The 19,863-nt window shown below is 35.6% G+C and carries 20 protein-coding genes and 1 pseudogene; 15 read left to right on the top strand and 6 right to left on the bottom strand.

All coding sequences use genetic code 11. The annotated features are described in order from the left end of the window. Positions 1 to 170: 170 nt before the first annotated feature. Positions 171 to 1,484: an ATP-dependent protease ATPase subunit HslU gene (gene hslU / locus ME5_RS02145; RefSeq protein WP_008037995.1), complete on the bottom strand. Its 1,314-nt coding sequence runs from the start codon at positions 1,482 to 1,484 to the stop codon at positions 171 to 173. Between the two features lie 223 nt (positions 1,485 to 1,707). Next, positions 1,708 to 2,265, bottom strand: a complete 558-nt coding sequence (hslV, locus tag ME5_RS02140) for an ATP-dependent protease subunit HslV (protein WP_008037993.1) — start codon at positions 2,263 to 2,265, stop codon at positions 1,708 to 1,710. 371 nt (positions 2,266 to 2,636) lie between these two features. Here hslV and ME5_RS02135 point away from each other — a divergent pair, with 371 nt between their 5' ends. The 9 genes from ME5_RS02135 (at position 2,637) to ME5_RS02095 (ending at position 10,615) form a co-directional block, all read left to right on the top strand. Continuing rightward, a complete protein-coding gene (locus ME5_RS02135; protein ID WP_008037991.1) occupies positions 2,637 to 3,713 on the top strand; it encodes an asparaginase in 1,077 nt (358 codons plus the stop codon). Between the two features lie 284 nt (positions 3,714 to 3,997). Further along, complete coding sequence (gene hisB, locus ME5_RS02130; protein WP_196793526.1) at positions 3,998 to 4,603, top strand: imidazoleglycerol-phosphate dehydratase HisB; 606 nt, start codon at positions 3,998 to 4,000, stop codon at positions 4,601 to 4,603. Positions 4,604 to 4,608: 5 nt separating this feature from the next. Then, positions 4,609 to 5,259 (top strand): imidazole glycerol phosphate synthase subunit HisH, encoded by a 651-nt coding sequence (hisH, locus tag ME5_RS02125; RefSeq protein ID WP_008037987.1) that lies wholly within the window; start codon positions 4,609 to 4,611, stop codon positions 5,257 to 5,259. After that, the gene (gene hisA / locus ME5_RS02120; protein WP_008037986.1) at positions 5,256 to 5,969 is read left to right on the top strand and encodes a 1-(5-phosphoribosyl)-5-[(5-phosphoribosylamino)methylideneamino]imidazole-4-carboxamide isomerase; all 714 of its coding nucleotides are present in this window, start codon (positions 5,256 to 5,258) and stop codon (positions 5,967 to 5,969) included. The genes hisH and hisA overlap by 4 nt, the downstream gene beginning before the upstream one ends. 76 nt (positions 5,970 to 6,045) lie before the next feature. Beyond that, positions 6,046 to 6,840 (top strand): imidazole glycerol phosphate synthase subunit HisF, encoded by a 795-nt coding sequence (gene hisF, locus ME5_RS02115; protein WP_008037984.1) that lies wholly within the window; start codon positions 6,046 to 6,048, stop codon positions 6,838 to 6,840. Further along, complete coding sequence (locus ME5_RS02110) at positions 6,837 to 7,160, top strand: phosphoribosyl-ATP diphosphatase (protein WP_008037983.1); 324 nt, start codon at positions 6,837 to 6,839, stop codon at positions 7,158 to 7,160. The genes hisF and ME5_RS02110 overlap by 4 nt, the downstream gene beginning before the upstream one ends. After that, a complete protein-coding gene (coaA, locus tag ME5_RS02105; RefSeq protein ID WP_008037982.1) occupies positions 7,153 to 8,148 on the top strand; it encodes a type I pantothenate kinase in 996 nt (331 codons plus the stop codon). The genes ME5_RS02110 and coaA overlap by 8 nt, the downstream gene beginning before the upstream one ends. A gap of 161 nt (positions 8,149 to 8,309) precedes the next feature. Continuing rightward, entirely contained in the window at positions 8,310 to 9,776 is a 1,467-nt protein-coding gene (locus tag ME5_RS02100) for a leucyl aminopeptidase family protein (RefSeq protein WP_008037981.1), read from the top strand. Further along, positions 9,764 to 10,615 carry a C40 family peptidase gene (locus ME5_RS02095; protein WP_008037980.1) on the top strand — a complete coding sequence of 284 codons (852 nt, stop codon included), beginning with the start codon at positions 9,764 to 9,766 and terminating at the stop codon, positions 10,613 to 10,615. The genes ME5_RS02100 and ME5_RS02095 overlap by 13 nt, the downstream gene beginning before the upstream one ends. A gap of 375 nt (positions 10,616 to 10,990) precedes the next feature. On the opposite strand, the gene ME5_RS02090 is transcribed toward ME5_RS02095, so the two are convergent. Continuing rightward, positions 10,991 to 11,317, bottom strand: coding sequence for a recombinase family protein (locus ME5_RS02090; protein WP_008037979.1), 327 nt, complete (start codon positions 11,315 to 11,317; stop codon positions 10,991 to 10,993). A gap of 175 nt (positions 11,318 to 11,492) precedes the next feature. Further along, positions 11,493 to 11,873 carry a transposase gene (locus ME5_RS10285; protein WP_280641518.1) on the bottom strand — a complete coding sequence of 127 codons (381 nt, stop codon included), beginning with the start codon at positions 11,871 to 11,873 and terminating at the stop codon, positions 11,493 to 11,495. Positions 11,874 to 12,072: 199 nt separating this feature from the next. Between ME5_RS10285 and ME5_RS02080 the strand changes: the two genes are divergently transcribed. Genes ME5_RS02080 through ME5_RS02055 form a run of 6 tightly spaced genes read left to right on the top strand, consistent with a single transcriptional unit; the run spans position 12,073 to position 17,972 of the window. Beyond that, positions 12,073 to 13,086, top strand: coding sequence for a Fe(II)-2OG oxygenase family protein (locus ME5_RS02080; protein ID WP_008037978.1), 1,014 nt, complete (start codon positions 12,073 to 12,075; stop codon positions 13,084 to 13,086). Positions 13,087 to 13,134: 48 nt separating this feature from the next. Further along, positions 13,135 to 14,238 carry a leucine-rich repeat domain-containing protein gene (locus ME5_RS02075; protein ID WP_008037977.1) on the top strand — a complete coding sequence of 368 codons (1,104 nt, stop codon included), beginning with the start codon at positions 13,135 to 13,137 and terminating at the stop codon, positions 14,236 to 14,238. A 7-nt stretch (positions 14,239 to 14,245) separates the two neighbouring features. Beyond that, positions 14,246 to 15,019 carry an SDR family oxidoreductase gene (locus tag ME5_RS02070; protein ID WP_008037976.1) on the top strand — a complete coding sequence of 258 codons (774 nt, stop codon included), beginning with the start codon at positions 14,246 to 14,248 and terminating at the stop codon, positions 15,017 to 15,019. Beyond that, entirely contained in the window at positions 15,012 to 15,971 is a 960-nt protein-coding gene (locus tag ME5_RS02065) for a phosphotransferase (protein ID WP_008037975.1), read from the top strand. The genes ME5_RS02070 and ME5_RS02065 overlap by 8 nt, the downstream gene beginning before the upstream one ends. Further along, complete coding sequence (locus ME5_RS02060; RefSeq protein ID WP_008037974.1) at positions 15,959 to 17,161, top strand: MFS transporter; 1,203 nt, start codon at positions 15,959 to 15,961, stop codon at positions 17,159 to 17,161. Before ME5_RS02065 ends, ME5_RS02060 begins: the two co-directional genes overlap by 13 nt. Further along, positions 17,148 to 17,972 (top strand): hypothetical protein, encoded by an 825-nt coding sequence (locus ME5_RS02055; RefSeq protein WP_008037973.1) that lies wholly within the window; start codon positions 17,148 to 17,150, stop codon positions 17,970 to 17,972. Before ME5_RS02060 ends, ME5_RS02055 begins: the two co-directional genes overlap by 14 nt. 160 nt (positions 17,973 to 18,132) lie before the next feature. Here the strand turns inward: ME5_RS02055 and ME5_RS02050 are convergent. Beyond that, a pseudogene (locus ME5_RS02050) lies at positions 18,133 to 18,702 on the bottom strand (IS6 family transposase); the annotation flags it as partial. Between the two features lie 28 nt (positions 18,703 to 18,730). Next, positions 18,731 to 19,750, bottom strand: coding sequence for a zinc-binding alcohol dehydrogenase family protein (locus ME5_RS02045; RefSeq protein ID WP_008037971.1), 1,020 nt, complete (start codon positions 19,748 to 19,750; stop codon positions 18,731 to 18,733). Positions 19,751 to 19,863 lie beyond the last annotated feature (113 nt).

Below are 19,863 nucleotides of genomic sequence, written 5' to 3'. Positions count from 1 at the left end.
CGCCAAGCTTTCAATATACGCTGAGCGGCTTTTCATGACGATAAAATATTTTTTCTTATAAAATATGTGAAAAAATTTAAAAAATAAAAACAGTCATAAAGACTGTTTTTATTCCATATGTACTCTTTCACGATCGAACAAATTTAAAAAACGTTAAAAACTCAATATTTTTATAGAATAAACCGCGATAGGTCCGTATTGGATGCCAAAGCTCCAACGGCTTGTTTGACATAGTCAGCATCAACAATAAATGTTGTTCCTGATTTATCAGGTGCATTAAATGAAATATCATCAAGCACACGTTCCATCACCGTTTGCAAACGACGGGCACCAATATTTTCAACAGTCGAATTTAAATCCACCGCAATATCGGCCAAAGCATCAATCGCATCATCAGTAATTTCAAGAGTTACATTTTCTGTTGCCATTAAAGCAATATATTGCTTGATTAAGCTTGCTTCTGTTTCCGTCAAAATAGAGCGAAAATCCTCTCGTGTTAATGCGTTTAATTCTACTCTGATTGGCAAACGACCTTGTAATTCAGGCAATAAATCAGATGGTTTAGAAACATGAAATGCACCTGAGGCAATAAAAAGAATATGATCGGTTTTAATCTGCCCATATTTGGTGGCCACAGTTGTACCTTCAACAAGGGGAAGAAGATCACGCTGCACACCTTCACGCGAAACACCCGCGCCAAGCCCCCCTTCACGCGTAGCGATTTTATCAATCTCATCAATAAAAACAATGCCATCATTTTCACTAACCCGCAATGCTTCTTGTACAATTTGATCTTGATCAAGAAGTTTATCAGATTCATCATCAATTAAAGGTTGAAAAGCATCTTTTACTGTTGTTTTGCGCGTTTTTGTGCGCGCGCCACCCATTTTCCCAAAAATATCAGAAATATTCATAATTCCCATTTGCGCGCCTGGCATGCCGGGAATATCAAATGTCGGTGCGCCACTATTACTATTATCAGCCACTTCGATTTCTATTTCACGATCATCAAGTTCACCTTCACGCAATTTTTTACGAAAACTATCACGTGTGGCAGGGCTTGCACTTTTTCCAACAAGTGCTTCTAAAACCCTCTCTTCAGCATTAATATGTGCCTTGGCTTTAACATCTTCACGTTTTTTTTCACGCACAAGACCTATCGCAATTTCAACCAAATCACGAATAATTTGTTCCACATCACGCCCGACATAACCAACTTCAGTGAATTTTGTTGCTTCAACTTTTACAAAAGGCGCACCTGCCAATTTGGCCAAACGACGTGAAATTTCAGTTTTACCAACGCCTGTTGGTCCAATCATCAAGATATTTTTAGGGCTGACCTCTTCACGCATCTGCCCTTCAAGTTGTTGACGGCGCCAGCGATTACGCAGTGCTATGGCAACAGCACGTTTTGCATCATTTTGACCAATTATAAAACGATCCAACTCGGAAACAATTTCACGTGGGGAAAAAACAGAACTCATCAAATTGCACTTTCTCAATTAGGCTTTTTTTATCAATCTACTCATACTATTGCACATGTCCTCTTGGACATCATATATTTGCTCTTAAAGACGTTGGGACAACTTATCCTATTGAACATTTGTTACACACGCTCTCTCGTGTTGAAAACAAAGCCATATTTGGCGTCCAGAATGATGCCATATTTGGCGTTAAGGATAATGTCCCTTTATCAGGTCACAGCTTTTATTTGGCCTCCAATGTTTCCACTGTAAAATTATCATTGGTATAAACGCAAATCTCTGAGGCAATTTTCATCGCTTTGCGTGCAATGGTTTCAGCGTCCATATCAGTATCAACAAGCGCGCGAGCAGCAGAAAGCGCGAAATTACCGCCCGACCCAATTGCCATAACGCCGTCTTCAGGCTCCAACACGTCTCCAATACCTGTCAAAGCCAATGTTACATCTTTATCAGCAACCAACATCATGGCTTCCAAACGACGCAAATAACGATCTGTCCGCCAATCTTTTGCAAGTTCAACACATGCGCGCAATAATTGGTGGGGATATTGTTCAAGCTTTGTTTCAAGACGTTCAAGCAGCGTAAATGCATCAGCGGTTGCACCAGCAAAACCAGCAATAACGTGTCCTTCTTTACCAATACGGCGTACTTTGCGAGCATTACCCTTCATAATTGTTTGGCCAAGAGAAACCTGTCCATCACCAGCAATCACGACTTTATCGCCTTTTCGTACAGTAATAATGGTTGTCCCATAAATTGTATCGGGCTTATGTTCTATCACAAGAAAACTCCTTTAATCCACGCGCCTTCAATCCTTAAATAGAGCAATTAAAAGCCGCAACGTCTTTTCTATTTAGGTAGAGAGAAACAAAAACACAACCATTATGCAAGCACGATTAATTTGAAACGTTCATTTCCTTTATTTTTTTATTTTTTTCTCGTATTATCATTGATGATAGAAAATAAGCTTTGTCTTTAAACGCAATAAAAACATTACAGACAGAGCTTTTCTAGCTCATGACTTTATATGCCTTTCATAAGTGTCTGTATTTTACAAACTAATGGATGAAATATCGTGAATATTGCATCACTTTGATACATTGTCGTGATGTTTATCTCTTGATATGATAACGACATCTAAAAGGATAAACTATGACCCACCCAATAAAAAGCAATACGTTCGTTGAAACTGAACAAAATTGTCAAAAGCCGCATCTACCCAAAATTGCCATTGGTGCCATGGGAGGGACCATTGCTATGTCGGGTGAAAGCAGTGATGGTATCACACCAAAATTAACAGCTGAAAATCTTGTGAAAAGTGTTTTCGGTTTAAGTGATATTGCAAGCATTGAAGCGCAAACACTGGCACAATTGCCTAGCGCATCCATCACATTTTCTGTTCTTTTTGATGCACTTTCATGGGCAAATGAAAAAATTGATCAAGGTGCAAAAGGTGTCATTTTAACCCAAGGAACTGATACACTTGAAGAAAGTGCTTTTTTCTTGAGCCTTTATTGGCAAAGATCTGAGCCTCTTATTGTGACAGGTGCCATGCGTTCTGCACAAGCTGCAGGAGTGGATGGTCCTGCTAATATTTTGGCCTCAGTACAACTTATTCTTGATGACAACAGTAAAAACCGTGGCGTTTTAGCTGTTTTAAACGAAACGATACATGCACCTTATTTTTTACAAAAAACCCATAGTGTGCATATCGATGCTTTCCATTCGAGCAATATCGGACCAATTGGTATGATTATTGAAGGTCAACCCAACTTTTTTTTAAAAAAAACCATACGTCATTCCGTCATGCCACGTCCTCAAATTTTACAAAATAATATGCCCAAAATAGCAATAATTGAAACGTGTCTGTCATCGGGAAGTGATCAACTTAAAGTCATTTTAGAAAGTGGTGTGTTTCAAGGCATTGTTCTTTCAGGCGTTGGAAGTGGCCATGTTAGTTTTGAAGAAGCTGAAATATTACACAAATTTGCCAAAACTATACCTATTGTTATGGCAAGTCGTGCAGGAACGGGCCCCACAACAGAGAATACTTATGGCTATAAAGGCGGAGAAATTGATTTAATTAAGGCTGGTATTTTAATGGCAGGCTGGCTTTCTCCACGCAAGGCACGATTAGTGCTTTGGGCTTTTTTGGCGACGGGGATGAAAAGAGATGAAATTCGATCACAATGGCCATATTGGAAACATTTTGAACACGCTGATGTTTGAAAATGTCAAAAACAAGCGAAATTTTACAGCAATTTAAAAAATACGTTAGATTTGAAAATACATCACAACCCATTTTAAAAAGAATTATGAACCTTTATGAAAAAGATTTGGCTATTCATACACTTTCCATTAAAACCTTATCAATAAAACACGATAAGCAAAATTTATTATGAGTAAAAATCCTAAGGGCTTTTTAAAATTCCATAATAAATAATGGATCGTCTTTATATAGGATCGATAAGCCTTTTTTCATGACATGATGACGGTTATATAAGTAATTTGGGATGGAAGAAATGACACGTAAAGCAACCATAAAACGCAAAACAAAAGAAACTCAAATAACCGTTTCGATCGATCTTGATGGCAATGGCGTTTTTGATATTGATACAGGCATTGGGTTTTTTAATCATATGTTAGAACAGCTTTCGCGCCATTCCCTTATTGATATGACAATCAAAGCCAAAGGCGACATCTTTATTGATGACCATCATACAGTAGAAGATTGTGGCATAGCTTTGGGTCAAGCAATCGCCAAAGCCCTAGATATCCGCAAAGGCATTACACGATACGCTTCGCTTGATCTTGCAATGGATGAAGCATGCACCCGTGCGGCAATTGATGTTTCAGGGCGACCATTTTTAATTTGGCAAGTCCCGTTTCCATCACAAAAAATTGGTACATTTGATAGCGAACTGATCAGAGAATTTTTTCAAGCTTTGTCCCATCAAGCTGGTATCACCTTGCATATCATCAATCATTATGGCGTGAATAGTCATCATATTGCTGAAACTTGCTTTAAGGCAGCGGCACGTGTTTTACGCACTGCAATAACGCGTGATCCAAGACAGAAAGATACTATCCCGTCAACCAAAGGGTCATTGAAAGGCTAGCTCACATGCGTGTGGTGATTATTGATTATGGCTCAGGTAATTTAAATTCGGTACAAAAAGCCTTTGAACGCGCAAGTCAGAAACACCATCGACAGGATGATATTATTTTAAGTAATAAAGCTGATGATGTTTTGAAAGCTGATCGCATAGTTTTGCCTGGTGTTGGAGCGTATGGTGATTGTATGATGGGTTTAAAAACCCTTGAAAATATGGTGGAAGCTTTAAATGAGGCCGTTCAAGTTAGAGCACGACCTTTTATGGGAATATGTGTCGGCATGCAGCTTATGGCCAATCGGGGTATGGAAAAAAAACAAACGTTAGGATTAGGCTGGATTGACGGTGATGTTACTTTGATAAATCCTACACATTCCAATTTGAAAATTCCACATATGGGATGGAATACGGTTGCGCTGACACGTCCACACCCCTTATTTCAAAATATTCACACAGGGCCAAGTGGTTCGCATGCTTATTTTGTTCATTCCTATCACATGGAATGCAAAAATCCTGATAATGTTCTTGCAACTACCGATTATGGTGGCACGCTTTGTGCCGCCATTTTACACGACACAATGTTTGGAACGCAATTTCACCCTGAAAAAAGCCAAAAATTTGGTCTCACACTTATCGCCAATTTTTTAGACTGGACACCATGATACTTTATCCCGCAATTGACTTAAAACAAGGCCACTGTGTACGCTTAAAACAAGGCGATATGGCGCAAGCAACGCTTTATAATGAAAATCCAGCAGCCCAAGCAAAAACATTTGAAAAACAAGGCTTTCAATGGCTTCATGTGGTTGATCTTGACGGCGCATTTAAAGGATCCTCTGTTAATGGTGATGCTGTTGAAAATATTTTAAAAACAACCACAAATCCCGTACAATTGGGTGGCGGCATTCGCACTCTTGACCATATAGAATATTGGCTGGAAAAGGGTCTATCGCGCGTTATATTAGGCACTATTGCCGTGCGTGAACCAGAAATTGTCAAAGAGGCATGCAAATTTTTTCCTGGAAAAATAGCGGTGGGTATTGATGCGCGTCATGGCAAAGTGGCAATTGAGGGATGGGCGAAGCATTCAGAATTAAGTGCATTGGAACTTGCACACCATTTTGAAGGTGTCGGAGTGGCTGCACTCATTTATACCGATATTGACCGCGATGGTCTACTAAGTGGCATCAATTGGACGTCAACACTCGCACTTGCTCATGCCATTTCCATTCCAGTAATTGCTTCTGGTGGATTTTCTTCAATGGACGATATTGCACGCTTAAATGCGCCTGATGCTACTATTTTAAATGGCGCCATTATTGGAAGAGCGCTTTATGATGGACGTATAAATATTCAAGCTGCTCTTCAGTGATTAAACAATATGAAACTATCAATATATTAAAAAATAAACAAAACGTATGCGCAATCAGCCAATAAGTGAGAAATGAATGACATTAAAAGCCCGTATCATTCCCTGTCTTGATGTGAAAGATGGCCGCGTGGTCAAAGGTGTCAATTTTGTAGATCTCATTGATGCTGGTGATCCAGTAGAAGCATCAAAAGCTTATGACCGTGCCGGTGCTGACGAATTATGTTTTTTGGATATCACTGCCAGTATTGACCAACGCAGCACACTTTTAGATGTAGTGGCGCGGACAACTGAACAGTGTTTTATGCCTGTAACCGTTGGCGGTGGTATACGTACAATAAAAGATATAAGGCAGTTGCTTTTGGCAGGTGCTGATAAGATTTGCATCAATACAAGTGCTGTCAAAAATCCTGATTTTATCGCACAAGCAGCTGACAAATTTGGCAATCAATGTATAGTCGTCGCCATTGACGCAAAACGAGTCTCAAAAGAAGGTGAAACACCTCGCTATGAGATTTTTACCCATGGCGGACGCGAACAAACGGGTATTGATGCTGTTGCTTTTGCGCAATTGGCGGTTGAAAAAGGCGCTGGAGAAATTCTTCTTACATCTATGGATCGTGATGGCACAAAAAAAGGCTATGATCTTGCGCTCACACGTGCCATAGCGGATGCTGTATCTATTCCAGTGATCGCCTCTGGAGGTGTAGGGACACTTGATCATCTTGTTGCGGGCATTCGCGATGGACATGCCTCTGCTGTGCTTGCTGCGTCTATTTTTCATTTTGGAACATATTCTATAAAAGAAGCAAAACACCATATGGCTCAACAGGGTATCGCAATGCGGCTTGATGGCTATGGAGAAAGTTTATGACTGAATTTACCTTACAAACACTTGAAAAAATCATTGCAAAGCGGGCTTTAAGTACAGATGGAACCTCCTATACAGCCAGTCTTATAAACAAAGGCATGGGTGTTGCGACACAAAAATTGGGTGAAGAGGCTATCGAAACAATTATTGCTGCTTTAAGTGAAGATAAAGCCCATCTTATTTCTGAAAGTGCTGATCTTATCTATCATTTATTGGTGGTGTGGAAAAGTGCTGGCGTGACCTATTCTGAGGTCATGGATGTATTGGAAAAACGCACCCAACAATCTGGATTGCAAGAAAAGGCTTCACGCACAAATGATTAATATTCAAGTGCCGTTGGATCATAATAGGGATCTAGTTGATTTTACTTCAGGAAAATATTCACCCTACAGTGTTTTTACCGCAGCGCAATGGGCAGAGTTCCGCGCCGATACGCCTTTAACGCTTAGTTTTGATGAAGTGAAACATTTACGTTCAATGGGTGATCCAATTGATCTTAACGAGGTTGAACGCATTTATCTTTCTCTTTCACGCCTGCTTTCAACCCATGTCGAGGCAATACAAGGTCTTTTTCAAAAACGGCAACGCTTTTTGCATCATCAAAATACGCTTAAAACACCTTTTATCATCGGTATTGCAGGCCCTGTTGCTGTTGGAAAATCCACAACGGCGCGAATATTGCAAGAATTGTTAAAACGATGGCCTTCAAGTCCTAAAGTTGATCTTGTGACAACAGATGGTTTTCTTTATCCCAATGATGTTTTACGTAGTGAAAACCGAATGGATCGGAAAGGTTTTCCCGATTCTTATAATGTACGTAAATTATTATGCTTTTTATCTGCCATTAAAGCAGGTATTGGCAATGTGCCTGCTCCTCTTTATTCTCATTTGACTTATGATGTTTTACAGGATGAGGAAATTATTATTCATTCCCCTGATATTCTTATTGTGGAAGGCATTAACGTCCTTCAAGTCCGTGACTTGCCAGATGATGGAAAAGCCGTGCCCTTTGTGTCCGATTTTTTCGATTTTTCTATTTATATTGATGCGGAAATTGATAATATTCACCATTGGTATATGCAACGCTTTAAACGTTTACGCGAAACAGCCTTCCAAAATCCTCAATCCTTTTTCCATCGCTATAGTGAACTTGAAGAAAAAGAAGCCTTAGCCATTGCCAATCATTTATGGCACACAATTAATCTGAAAAATTTGCAAGAAAATATCTTACCGACTCGTCCGCGTGCGGATTTGATCTTACGAAAAGGTGGCAACCACTTGGTTGAATGTGTGGCATTGCGTAAATTATAAATAATTAACGGTAGTTTTTAAACTCTGCTTCAAATGTGAAAAAAACTGTGAAGCACACAAAGCATAAAAAAATGTAAAATAAGTGAGTATTGATTAAACATTGCGGCGCAGATAAACAGCTAACACAATAGCTAAATCATTGAGCAAATAAAGGCTAATAAATGACAGAGGAAAATCTTGATCAGCAAAATAATAGGCTAAAAAACATCTCATTTTACAATGACGTTGAAACGCAATGCCCTATAATCTGGACACAAAAACGCCATCCAGAAAGCCGCGCCATTATTTTAGTTAAAAACAAAGGCACCCCTCCTTCATTCGATGATCATTTTTTAAATGTATGGGCACATAACAATCACTTTCAGGCAAAAAACGGTGAGATTTTAAAAATTCCAACACCTGATGGGAATGTGCAATCGGTTCTCTTAGGCCTAGGCGATGGCCATGATCCTTTTGGCGCTGCCACACTTTACAATGCTTTAGAACAAGGACATTGGCATTTTAAAACGCTTAATGATGACCATGAAAATGAAACAAAAACCTTTTTCCATTTTCTTGCACTTGCCTTTGGTAGCTATCACTTTAACGCCTATAAGAAGAAAACTTCGCATAAAAAATTACGCTTTTATGTGCCAGAAGCTTATGACATTGATGAATTGCAGCGTTTAACACACAGCACTTTTTTGGTTCGCAATCTGATTAATACACCAACAAATGACATGGGACCAGATAAAATAGAAGAAGCTATACGTTATTTGGGTCAGACCTATCAAGCAACAGTCACAAGCATTGTCGGAGAAGATTTGCTGACACATAATTTTCCCATGATTCATACCGTGGGGCGGGCAAGTCATATTGCGCCACGTCTGGTTGAATTGACTTGGGGACAAACCCATCATCCATTGGTAACACTGGTAGGAAAAGGTGTTGCTTTTGATACAGGTGGGCTTGATATTAAACCAGCTAATAGCATGCTTTTAATGAAAAAAGATATGGGTGGTGCAGCAAATGTCATCGGCCTTGCAAAACTTATTATGTCAGCAAAATTGCCTTTCCGCTTACGTCTGATCGTTCCAGCTGTTGAAAATGCTATTGCAGGCAATGCATTTCGTCCTGGCGATATTATCAAAAGCCGTAAGGGTTTAAATATTGAAGTAGGCAATACAGATGCTGAGGGACGCTTAATTCTTGCCGATGCGCTCAGCTATGGTGATGAAGAAAGTCCTCATATTTTGTGGGATATGGCAACCTTAACAGGAGCAGCACGTGTGGCTCTCGGACCAGATTTACCGCCCTTTTATTGCAGTGATCAAAAACTTGCCGATAAAATTTATCAAGCATCTATCAGCCAATATGATCCATTATGGCAAATGCCATTATGGCAACCCTATCATGACAATCTTTCTTCTTCTGTTGCCGATATGAACAATATGACAAAAGATGGCTTTGCTGGATCTATTACGGCTGCATTATTTTTAAGTCGCTTTGTTGAAAAATCTGACCATTGGGCGCATTTTGATATTTATGGCTGGACACCAAAAGCAAAACCCGGTTTTCCTATTGGTGGAGAAGCACAGGCTATACGGACACTTTACCACGTTTTGAAAGATTTAAAATGCCCGCTCTAGATCCTCGACTTCATGCTTATCGTTCTGATCTTGCCGATCTTGCTTTAAAAGGCAAAGTTGAAACAAAAATATTTGTACAGGGACGACGCGCCCAAGTGATTGTGCCTGTCACCGCGCTTTATCAAAAAGCCGATGAAACGGGCGAACGCGCCAGTGAATGTCTTTTGGGTGAAGAACTCTGTGTTTTTGATGATACCGGCGATTATTGCTGGGTTCAATCACATAAAGATCATTATGTAGGTTATATCAAGCGACATGCTTTTGTTTATCATATTGAAAAACCCACTCATTGGTTGACTGTATCACGCAGTTTTCAATATCAAGAACCCGATTTGCGTAGCCAAATGGTGGCACCTCTTTCTTTAGGGGCAAAATTTTGCGTTATGGAAAAAATAGAAACACGTGGAACGCACTATTACAAGTTAGAAAATGGACATTATATTATCGCCCATCATTGCAAATCTATAAACGAAAAAACGAGTGACTATGTCGATGTCGCTTTAAAACTCTTACATACACCTTATTTATGGGGAGGTGTGAGTGGCTTTGGAATTGATTGTTCTGGTCTTCTTCAATTATCCATGATGATGGCTGGAAAATCCGTATTACGCGATACAGATATGCAAAAAGAAACGATAGGACATTATCTTGATAAGGAACAAGATTTGCAACGTGGTGATCTTGTATTTTGGCAAGGCCATGTCGCCATTATGCTCGATGACAAAAAAATTATCCATGCCAATGGCGCCTCAATGGATGTTTCTATTGAAACATTAGAAGCCGCAAAAAATAGGATCGCTGGTCTTTATGGCCTCCCAATAGCATATAAACGCGTATGACTTCAGCAACTGGATTAAGTCTAAACCTTACTTATAGTATTTTAGGCTCAGACCTATTTATTTTCTATAGAAATAAGAATATTTATTCGATTTAATATTGTATTTTTAAAATGATATTACTGCATAAACTTATCCTCCATCATGCTTCATGCCAAATTTAACCAAAACATTATTTGTAACTGATCTCAATGATGGTATTCATGTAACAATTGGTAATCATGATCGTTGATTTATACAGTTACTATATATCAGATGCCAGAACATTAAAGCATCGCTTCAATCTTCAAATAAGAAATATGAATCAATTATACCATCATAAAACGTGCCTTAAAATCTTATACAAGAAAGGCCGCTCAAGCGGCCAATCAAAAACTCCTATAAAGCAATAATTAATTCACGTTCCATTTGGGCTAAACTTGCCATCACATGAAAGAAAAAGCGACCCGAAGGATTACCGGTATCTATGGAATCCGTTAAACTTTTAAAATTGATACCTTGCTTTTGCAACGCGCCAACAAGATCAACTAACTGCTTAACGGAGCGGCCTAAACGATCAAGCTTCCATACAACAAGCGTATCACCTTCACGCAGCATCTCCATAGCCTTTGCTAAACCAGATCGATCCGCTTTGCTACCACTCATCGTATCTTCATAAATACGCTCACAACCAGCCTTTAATAAAGCTTCCAGTTGTAATTGCAAATTTTGATCTTATGTTGATACCCGTGCATAACCAATTAGCATGCTCTCTTTAACCCTTCAAAGTCAGATTACAGTTATTAAAACTCAATTTTGACTTAAGGAAAGAATAATACTATTTCAAGAATGGTTTTCAAGAACATAAACCATCATACCATCCGATAAAAGACCTTATAAATTAACCCTTATCAAAAAGGTTCACATTTTTGGGAACACGCGCCAGCGTTTCTGCCGATGAACCGGTAGGCAATGAAGTGAAGAGTACATCCAGTTGTGGTAATCTTGCTGTCGGTTGCGCCGCACGTCCTTCAATTTGGCGTATAAACGCAATCAACGATTCATGAATGACATCAAGCAATCCGCTGTCACGCAAACGGTAAAAGTAATACTGGACGGTTCTAAAGGGTGGAAAGTCCTTGGGGAGCTGATCCCACTGACAACCAGTAGAGGTAAGATACAAAATCGCGTTCCAGATAGCGCGATAGCTGTGCTTGCGTGGGCGACCAACCTTATGCTGGCGCTCTAAAAATGGCAAAACAATCTGCCATTCGGCATCGATACAATCGCTTGAATAACCCAGTTATAGTGCAAACGGGTATTATCAGTCCAAACCATCTTGATCCTCACCTCGTTTTTGTAAAAATAGAGAATCATAAGTAAATGATAATACAAAACTTAATTTTCGGTCAGGCTCTTATTGTAATTTTATAGTTTATTGTGTATTGTGTATATATTAATAGAATTTTAATGGAGGAGATATGATTAATATTAAAGAATATACTAATATAGATTATATATTTTCTGTATCTGAAGCAGATACACTAATTGATATATTCAGTGATATAAAAATTAGCCCTTATGATAATTATCAAAGTTTTGAAAATAATATAAATGAAATATTGAATGCAGATATTATACCAAAAAGATTTATTGATTTTTGTGGTGAGGCAAAATTATTAAAAAAACACGAAAAACCTTGTATTACTCTCAAAGGGTGCCCAATCGATAAAGACTTACCACTGCTTGATTATACTAATCCAGTAGTTGATAAAAGGTATAAGAAAAAAACTTATGTTTCTGAATCTTTTTTGTTAATTTATGCAAAGCTCATGGAACAAGAGCCTATTGGCTATCTTAATGTAAATGATGGGGATATTTTTCAAGATATTCACCCGTGGGAAAAGTTAGCAAATACTCAATCGCAAAAAGCTCTTGAGGATATTGGTTTTCACAAGGATTTAGCCAATCACTTTGTTCGTCCTGATTGGGTTAATATTTTAGGCTTGCGTCAAGCTGAAACTAATTATGTGTTTACTTCGTTTACACGTAATATTGATGTCTTAGAGGAATTATCGTCATCTCAACGTAAAATACTTGCAAAAAATTTGTTTTATACGCCATTTGATGATTTGAGTATAGCTGGTGGAAATGTAGAATTAGGAGATGCAGATTTACATCCTATTATTGGAGGGGCTTCTGAATATGATATTAGAATATTTGAAAATAGAACAATTGGGTTGACGCCAGAAGCTCAACAAGCAGTTTATGCTATAATTAAATTATTACATAAGCATAAAAAACGTTTTAGAATTAAATCGGGTTTTTTCTTAGGTGAGGCTAACAATGAAAGTGTTCATGCTAAAGAGGTTATTCATTTTGAAGATAAAGATGATCTTCGTAATAGATGGTTACAAAAAACAGTTAATGTTGCTGATTTGAGACAACATGCAAAATTCTTCCAGAAAAATAGTAAAAATTTAGTAAATGGTTAGAGCGTAACCTGTGTTTAATATACATATCATTTATAAACTGGAAATTATATGTCTGTTATAAAAATGAAAGAAAATGTATTTCAGATATTAGATACAAGGTTTCATATATCTGGATCAGAAAGATGGTTATCATATTTTTCTCGTTTTTCAGATAGTTATGAAAGTAAAGTATGTATTAGACACAATAGAATAATTAAAATTATAATAAATGAAATGACCAATCTAAATCTAGATCTAGATCTAGATCTAGATTGGTCATATTTTCATAAATCAAGTAACTATGATCACTGGAATATAAAAGGTTATAGGTATAATTCTTTTTTTATAATTCCAAAATATGGGTTAAAGTTTCATTTTAAAAATGAAACTTTAACTCTTTATGCAAATGAAAAATCTACAATAAGAGGGGCTGAGTTGTTATTTCATGCAGCGCGAAATATTGCATTGTATTTAAGAAGTGAACCATTCGGAATTGCTGTTCATGCAAGTGCCGTGAATTCTCCAAACGGTGCTATTTTATTTGCTGGAAATAAGGGTTCTGGAAAATCAACCCAATTTCTTGAGGCATTAGATGTTGCAGGAGTTCTACCTTTCGCAAACGATCGTGTATTCTTTTCAAGTAAAAATCATATTTATTCATGGCCTAGTTATCTTTCTTATTGTGAGGGTACTATTACTGATTATCCTAAAGTTAAAATGGCTTTTAATACCTACGAGAATTGTAATAATGAAAATGGATTAAAAAAATGGGGAGTTGACTATGATCATAGTTATGTGCAAAATAAAAAAAGAATAATACCACAAGATTATTTAACTAATATTTATAATTTTAAATATTCTATATCATCAAAATTAAAAGCAATTATCTTTTCAAATTTTAATTTAGAATACGAATTTAGTTTTTCTTTTAAATTAATTAATAATGACAGTTTTGAATTAAAAAACAACCTAAAAAAAGTTATATTTAATGATATTGATGAAGACATACCTTGTTGGCATGAACAAATATTAAAAAATTCAAATTATGATATAGATAAATTAATAGATTTTATAAAAATAAATAAAGTTAAGATTTATATTATAGATGCAAACCCATCTACTTTTAAACCTAAATTTCGTTTATTTATCAGTGATATAATTAATATTAAATAGGTTGTATTTGAAGAAGATAAACAAAAAAGAAAGTGTAATAGTTGTTACTGGTGCTACATCCGGTATAGGTTATGCTATTGCTACAGAGTATTTAAATTTGGGGAAAAAGGTAATCGGAATTGGAAGAAATATTGAGATATTAGAAAATCTTTCTTTAGTATGGGATGATAAATTTATTGGCATAAATCATGATATAACATCTGGTTCAATAGTAAAAAAGTTAATAGATTATAATATTGAAATTAAAAATATAGACCTTGTTGTTCATAGTGCTGGTATAGCACGACAAGGTGTTTCTATAATTGATATGCCTGATGTTGATATACTAGATGTTATAAATGTTAATATAATAGCTACAACTTTTATTATTAAAGAGTTTTCAGAATTATTTAAAAATCGTGGTTATGGTACATTTATAGTTTTAGGATCTGTAGCATCTATTGATTGCGCCCCATTTATGGCCGTTTATTCAGCAAGTAAATCATATATATCACAGCTTATACAATCTGTCCGGGCTGACTTACATGGTAGCAAGGTAAGATTTTGTTGTATAAATCCTGGAACGACTAAAACACCTTTACTTAATAAGCAAGCTGGACTTTCTGACAATGAGAGATTTAATGGATTTAGTCCATTAGAGGCAATAGATCTTGCAAAGACAATATTTTGGATACACAATCAGCCCCAACATGTTAATATACAGGATTTAACCATATTTCCCGTAGATCAAGCATTATTTGTTAGAGGCGTTTATAAAGAAAATAGAAAAATTAATGATTGAAAAAGTAGATACAGAGATAGAAAATCTTGCTAATAAAATATTTGTAAAACCTTTTACTCTTCATAAAATTGAAGGGGGGTTGTTTAATAAAATTGTTAAAGCTCATTTAAGTAATAGCAATGTTTTTATTAAAAAATTTACGAATAAGGCTGAAGCAGGTTGTTATCCACCTTTACCAACTTCAGCTGCCCAACGTTTTACAGTTGCCTGTAAATGGCATAATATGTCTATTGAAGCTAGTAAAATGTGTAATGGTGTTAATGTTCCTAAAATAATATCTCTCTATGATGATTTATTTATCATAGTTATGGATGAGGTTAAAGGTAAACCGCTTTATGAATATTTATTAAATGATCATTGTATTGATAATGAAATTTTAGAAAAAATTATCTTTTTTCTAGCTAAATTACATAACATGACCATCAATAATAAAAATATGTTATATTCATCAAGTAATGAATTTAAAAAATTTAAAATAAAATTACAATATAATGATATGTTTAATTATATACCTATCGAATTTATTTCTAAGTTAGAAAAATTTATATTAAATTATATAAATACAAACTGCGATCTAATACACGGAGATATAAATTCAAGAAATATCCTAATTGAAAAAAATGAAATATCTATCATTGATTTTGAACAAGGCCAATTAGGAGAGGGAATATATGATATATCATACATTATAAGTGAATATGTAATTCAAGGAATTAGATTGAATTCAGATATTGAAACAATGATTAAAAAAAATTGGTATTTATATTGTGATGCTAGAAAATCTAGTGATTTGACAAATCAATATGCTGCATTTCGTCTTCATCTCGCTTTCCAAACTTTATATAGATTAAAAGGGCCTAGTCGGCATATTTGGTCTAATCATGTAAATAATGATAAGAAAAATAAAATTATTCATTGGTGTTATTATGAGATAAAATTATGGATAAATTAAAAAAAAAATCATTATTAAATTTATTACAAGCAGATTGGCATCTACCAGTTGGTTTTTTTGGTTTTTATTTACCTGCTGGAATATTATTAAGTTATCTTCCTTCTTTTTTAAACCAAAAAGGTCTTTCTCCATCTGAAATTGCAATAGCATTTAGTTCTGTATTTGCAATAAAACTATTTACTGGGCCATTATTATCTTATTGGACAGATTTTCAAGAAAAACAACAAATTACTCTCACTTTTTTAGGTGTATTAACTATAATATCCTCTGTAATATTAGGAGTTAGTTCGCAATTTTGGTTGCTGTGGATTGGTATTATAATGATGTCAATTTGTAGAAACTACTATCAATCTTTATTAGAAGCATTTGCTAGCGCTACTAATTTTTCTAATAAAGATAATAGATATGGCCTTATGCGTGGTATAGGTTCTATAGCTATTTGTATTGGAGTTATTATGTTCGGAGGCTTATGGTCATCAGGACAAATGTACCAATTATATTATCTTCCTACACTAGTTTTAATTTCTGGAATTATATTAACTTATGCAGTTGCAAAAAAAAATAATAATATAAGTAAAAAAAAAATATTTGAATTTGATAAAAACTTAAATGATGATTTAATCAATAAAATTATTCTATATATGGCATCCTGCTTTTTAATAGGTTCCAATGGTGTATTTTACAGTACAGCTACATTAATATTAGAAAAAGAAAACTTTATAAGTTATGAAATATCTCTATTGTGGATTTTTACCTTTTTTATTGAGGCAATTGGCTTTATAATATTTGATTATATAAGACTGAAAATATCAGATAGTATTTTTTTCTATTGCATAATTATCATTACTCTTTTTAGATGGTGGATATTAACAAATGAAAATAATTACTATCTAATTATATTAGCTTTTGCATTGCATGTGGCTTCATTTTCGTGGGTCCATGTTTTTCTTGTAAATTGGATTCGCAATCTTTGGTCAGATAGGTACGCTGCTACGGGGCAATCTTTATATATAGCTGTAGCACATGGCGTGGGTATGGCAAGTGCTGCTTTTTTAAGTAGCATGTTATTACCTTCTATAGGGAGTCATGTTTATTTTATATCATTGACTATGACTCTTATTGGCGCAACTATGGTCTTGTTATGGCAATTAATATTTAATAAAAAGAGAAAAAAACATGAGAAATATTAAAGAGATAATTAAATATACCTCAAAAATAATTCAGCATGAAATGCCAACAATTAAAGCTATGGCCATAGGAGGCTCTGTCGCAGGAGATAATCAAGACACCCAATCTGATTTAGATCTTGTTTTTCTGGCTAATGATGGAGATTTAATAAAAATAAGTAATGAAATTACCAAAATATTAGATCAATTTTTAAGTAAAAATAGCATAATCGCAAGGAGTTCAGTTTGGAAAGAGGGCTTTGGATGTCGTACTACTTATATTTATAGTGACGGATTTAAAATTGAATTTTTTGTAAATACATTTTCCACTTTACCTATAACAAATAGAGTTATTAGATGGACAGCAGTATTTGGTGAAAGTTATTTGTCTGAAGTAAAAGAATATGTTAAAGATAATTTATCAGAAATAAATATAATACAAAAAGCTAATTTTGATGTTAATTATACTTATATGTCTATAAATAGACATTTATCACGTGGTGAATTATTTGCTGCAGTATATGTTATAACAAGTTTTATAGCCATATGTCTTGCATTACGCATATATGAAATAAAAAAAGAATATGATACTGCAACATGTTATAAGCGTATATATAGGGATGGACTACATGAAGACCCAATTATAAATAAAATAAAAAAAATTTTAATAGATCAAAAAATGACCGTATTGTCATTAAAAGTTATCAATGATAATTTACTTGATATTTCAATTAATTTAATTGAAAATATTATTAAGCATTATAATCTTAATTATGATTTACAAGCAACGCATAAATTAAGTAATGTGACCAGATCATGGGTTGAAAATAATTAATTTAGAGCCATGTATAACCTAGTGACGAAGAGTTACAACGTGAAATATAACATTTTAGACGGCATTGTAAGATTAATTTTGCGGCTGTCCTAGATAACTGAAATTATGGCCTTGTCGCAAATTTTAAATTAGACGTATTTAGTCCCTGAACACCTAGTTTTTAGGTATTGTTAACCATCTTAATTCCAATTATATCACGTAGCAATTGGTTTTGCTCTTTGATTGTCCATGCCCCTTTTGATCCAAATCCTTTTTTAAGCCAAAGCATCGCTTCGTAGCCACTTATCGTTCGCTTAGCTGTCCTGAATGATTGAAAGCCACCACTGCGCGACATTGGCCTTTTAAGCCGAGAATGATCGCTTTCAATGCCTTGTTGTAGTATTTTGGTAGCATAATGGGCGTGCTTTTTAGAAAGCAAATTATCTTCAGTTAATGACTGCAACGCACCAGGAAAAGCCCTTGCTTTATCTGTTCCAATCTTTGAAGGTGCAAAGAGCCTATCATCTTTGAATGCCTTACGAAAAAAGCGTATGGCAGCACCTTTATCCCTTGATGAGGTAAGTAAAAAATCAATGGAAACGCCGTGTTTATCAATTGCACGATAGAGATATTTCCATTGCCCTTTAACCTTGATATAGGTCTCATCAATACGAACCGAACCGCAATGGGGCTTTCTGAAATTCCGCAAACGTTTTTCCATTAATGGCGCATATTTCAATATCCAAACATTTCAAGAAAGTCCATAGACTTATAATGCGCTATTCATGAAAGCCTTCAACAACAATTTTACCTATAGCCCGGCCCGTTTCAAGCAGACGATGGGCTTCACGCAAATTTTGTGCATTAATTGGTGAAAGAACATGATTAAGCGTAGGCGTAACTTTCTTATCGTCTATCAATTCTGCAACATGTTTCAAAATATCACCTTGTCGACCAATATCAATCGTTTGATACATAGAACGTGTAAACATTGATTCCATATGAATGGAAATACTTTTCAATTTAAAAGGATTAACATCAAATATTTTAGGATCATCAATAAATGCTAATCGCCCTTGTGGATAAATCACATCAACAAATTGCGGAATATATCCATCTGAATTTGCCGTCGAAAAAATAAAGCCTGGATGTGCGTAACCAATTGATTCCAGCTGTGGCGCAAACTCTTTGCTATGATCTATCACATGATGCGCACCCATTTTCAATGCCCATTCACGCGATTGCGGACGTGAAGCTGTTGCAATCACTTCTAAGTCAGTCAATTGTCGTGCCAATTGAATAGCAATAGAACCGACACCACCCGCACCACCAGTGATGAAAAGCGCATTCTTACCTTCATGAAGTGGCTTAGTAATATCTAAACGATCAAATAAAACCTCATAAGCAGTTAATGTCGTTAATGGCAAAGCTGCTGCGGCTTTAAAATCTAAAGTTTGCGGTTTGTGAGCTACAATGCGTGAATCAACTGAATGAAATTGACTATTTGATCCTTGACGATGAATTTCACCAGCATAATAAACTTCATCACCTTCTTTAAAATTTTTAACTTTATCGCCTACTTGAACCACAACTCCAGAAGCATCAAAACCGAGTATTTTGGGTCCATTATGTAAAGGCGCACTATGTTCGCGCACTTTGTAGTCAACTGGATTGACCCCTATAGCCTTGACTTCTACAAGCAGATCATACGCACTAATTTCAGGCACTTCGACCTCCAAATCCTCCAAGGACTTGGCATCCGATATGGCTAAATTTTTATAATATCCTACAGCTTTCATAGCGCGCTTTCTTTATAATTAGTCATTAAAAATTCTAAAATAGAAGAAAAAAATTCAACTATTTTATTATCAAGATCAGATAAGGTGCAAAATAAAATATTACAATGTTTTCT

It is taken from the genome of Bartonella tamiae Th239 (assembly GCF_000278275.1).
GTDB lineage: Bacteria > Pseudomonadota > Alphaproteobacteria > Rhizobiales > Rhizobiaceae > Bartonella > Bartonella tamiae.
This window is presented reverse-complemented; position numbering and strand designations above follow the sequence as displayed.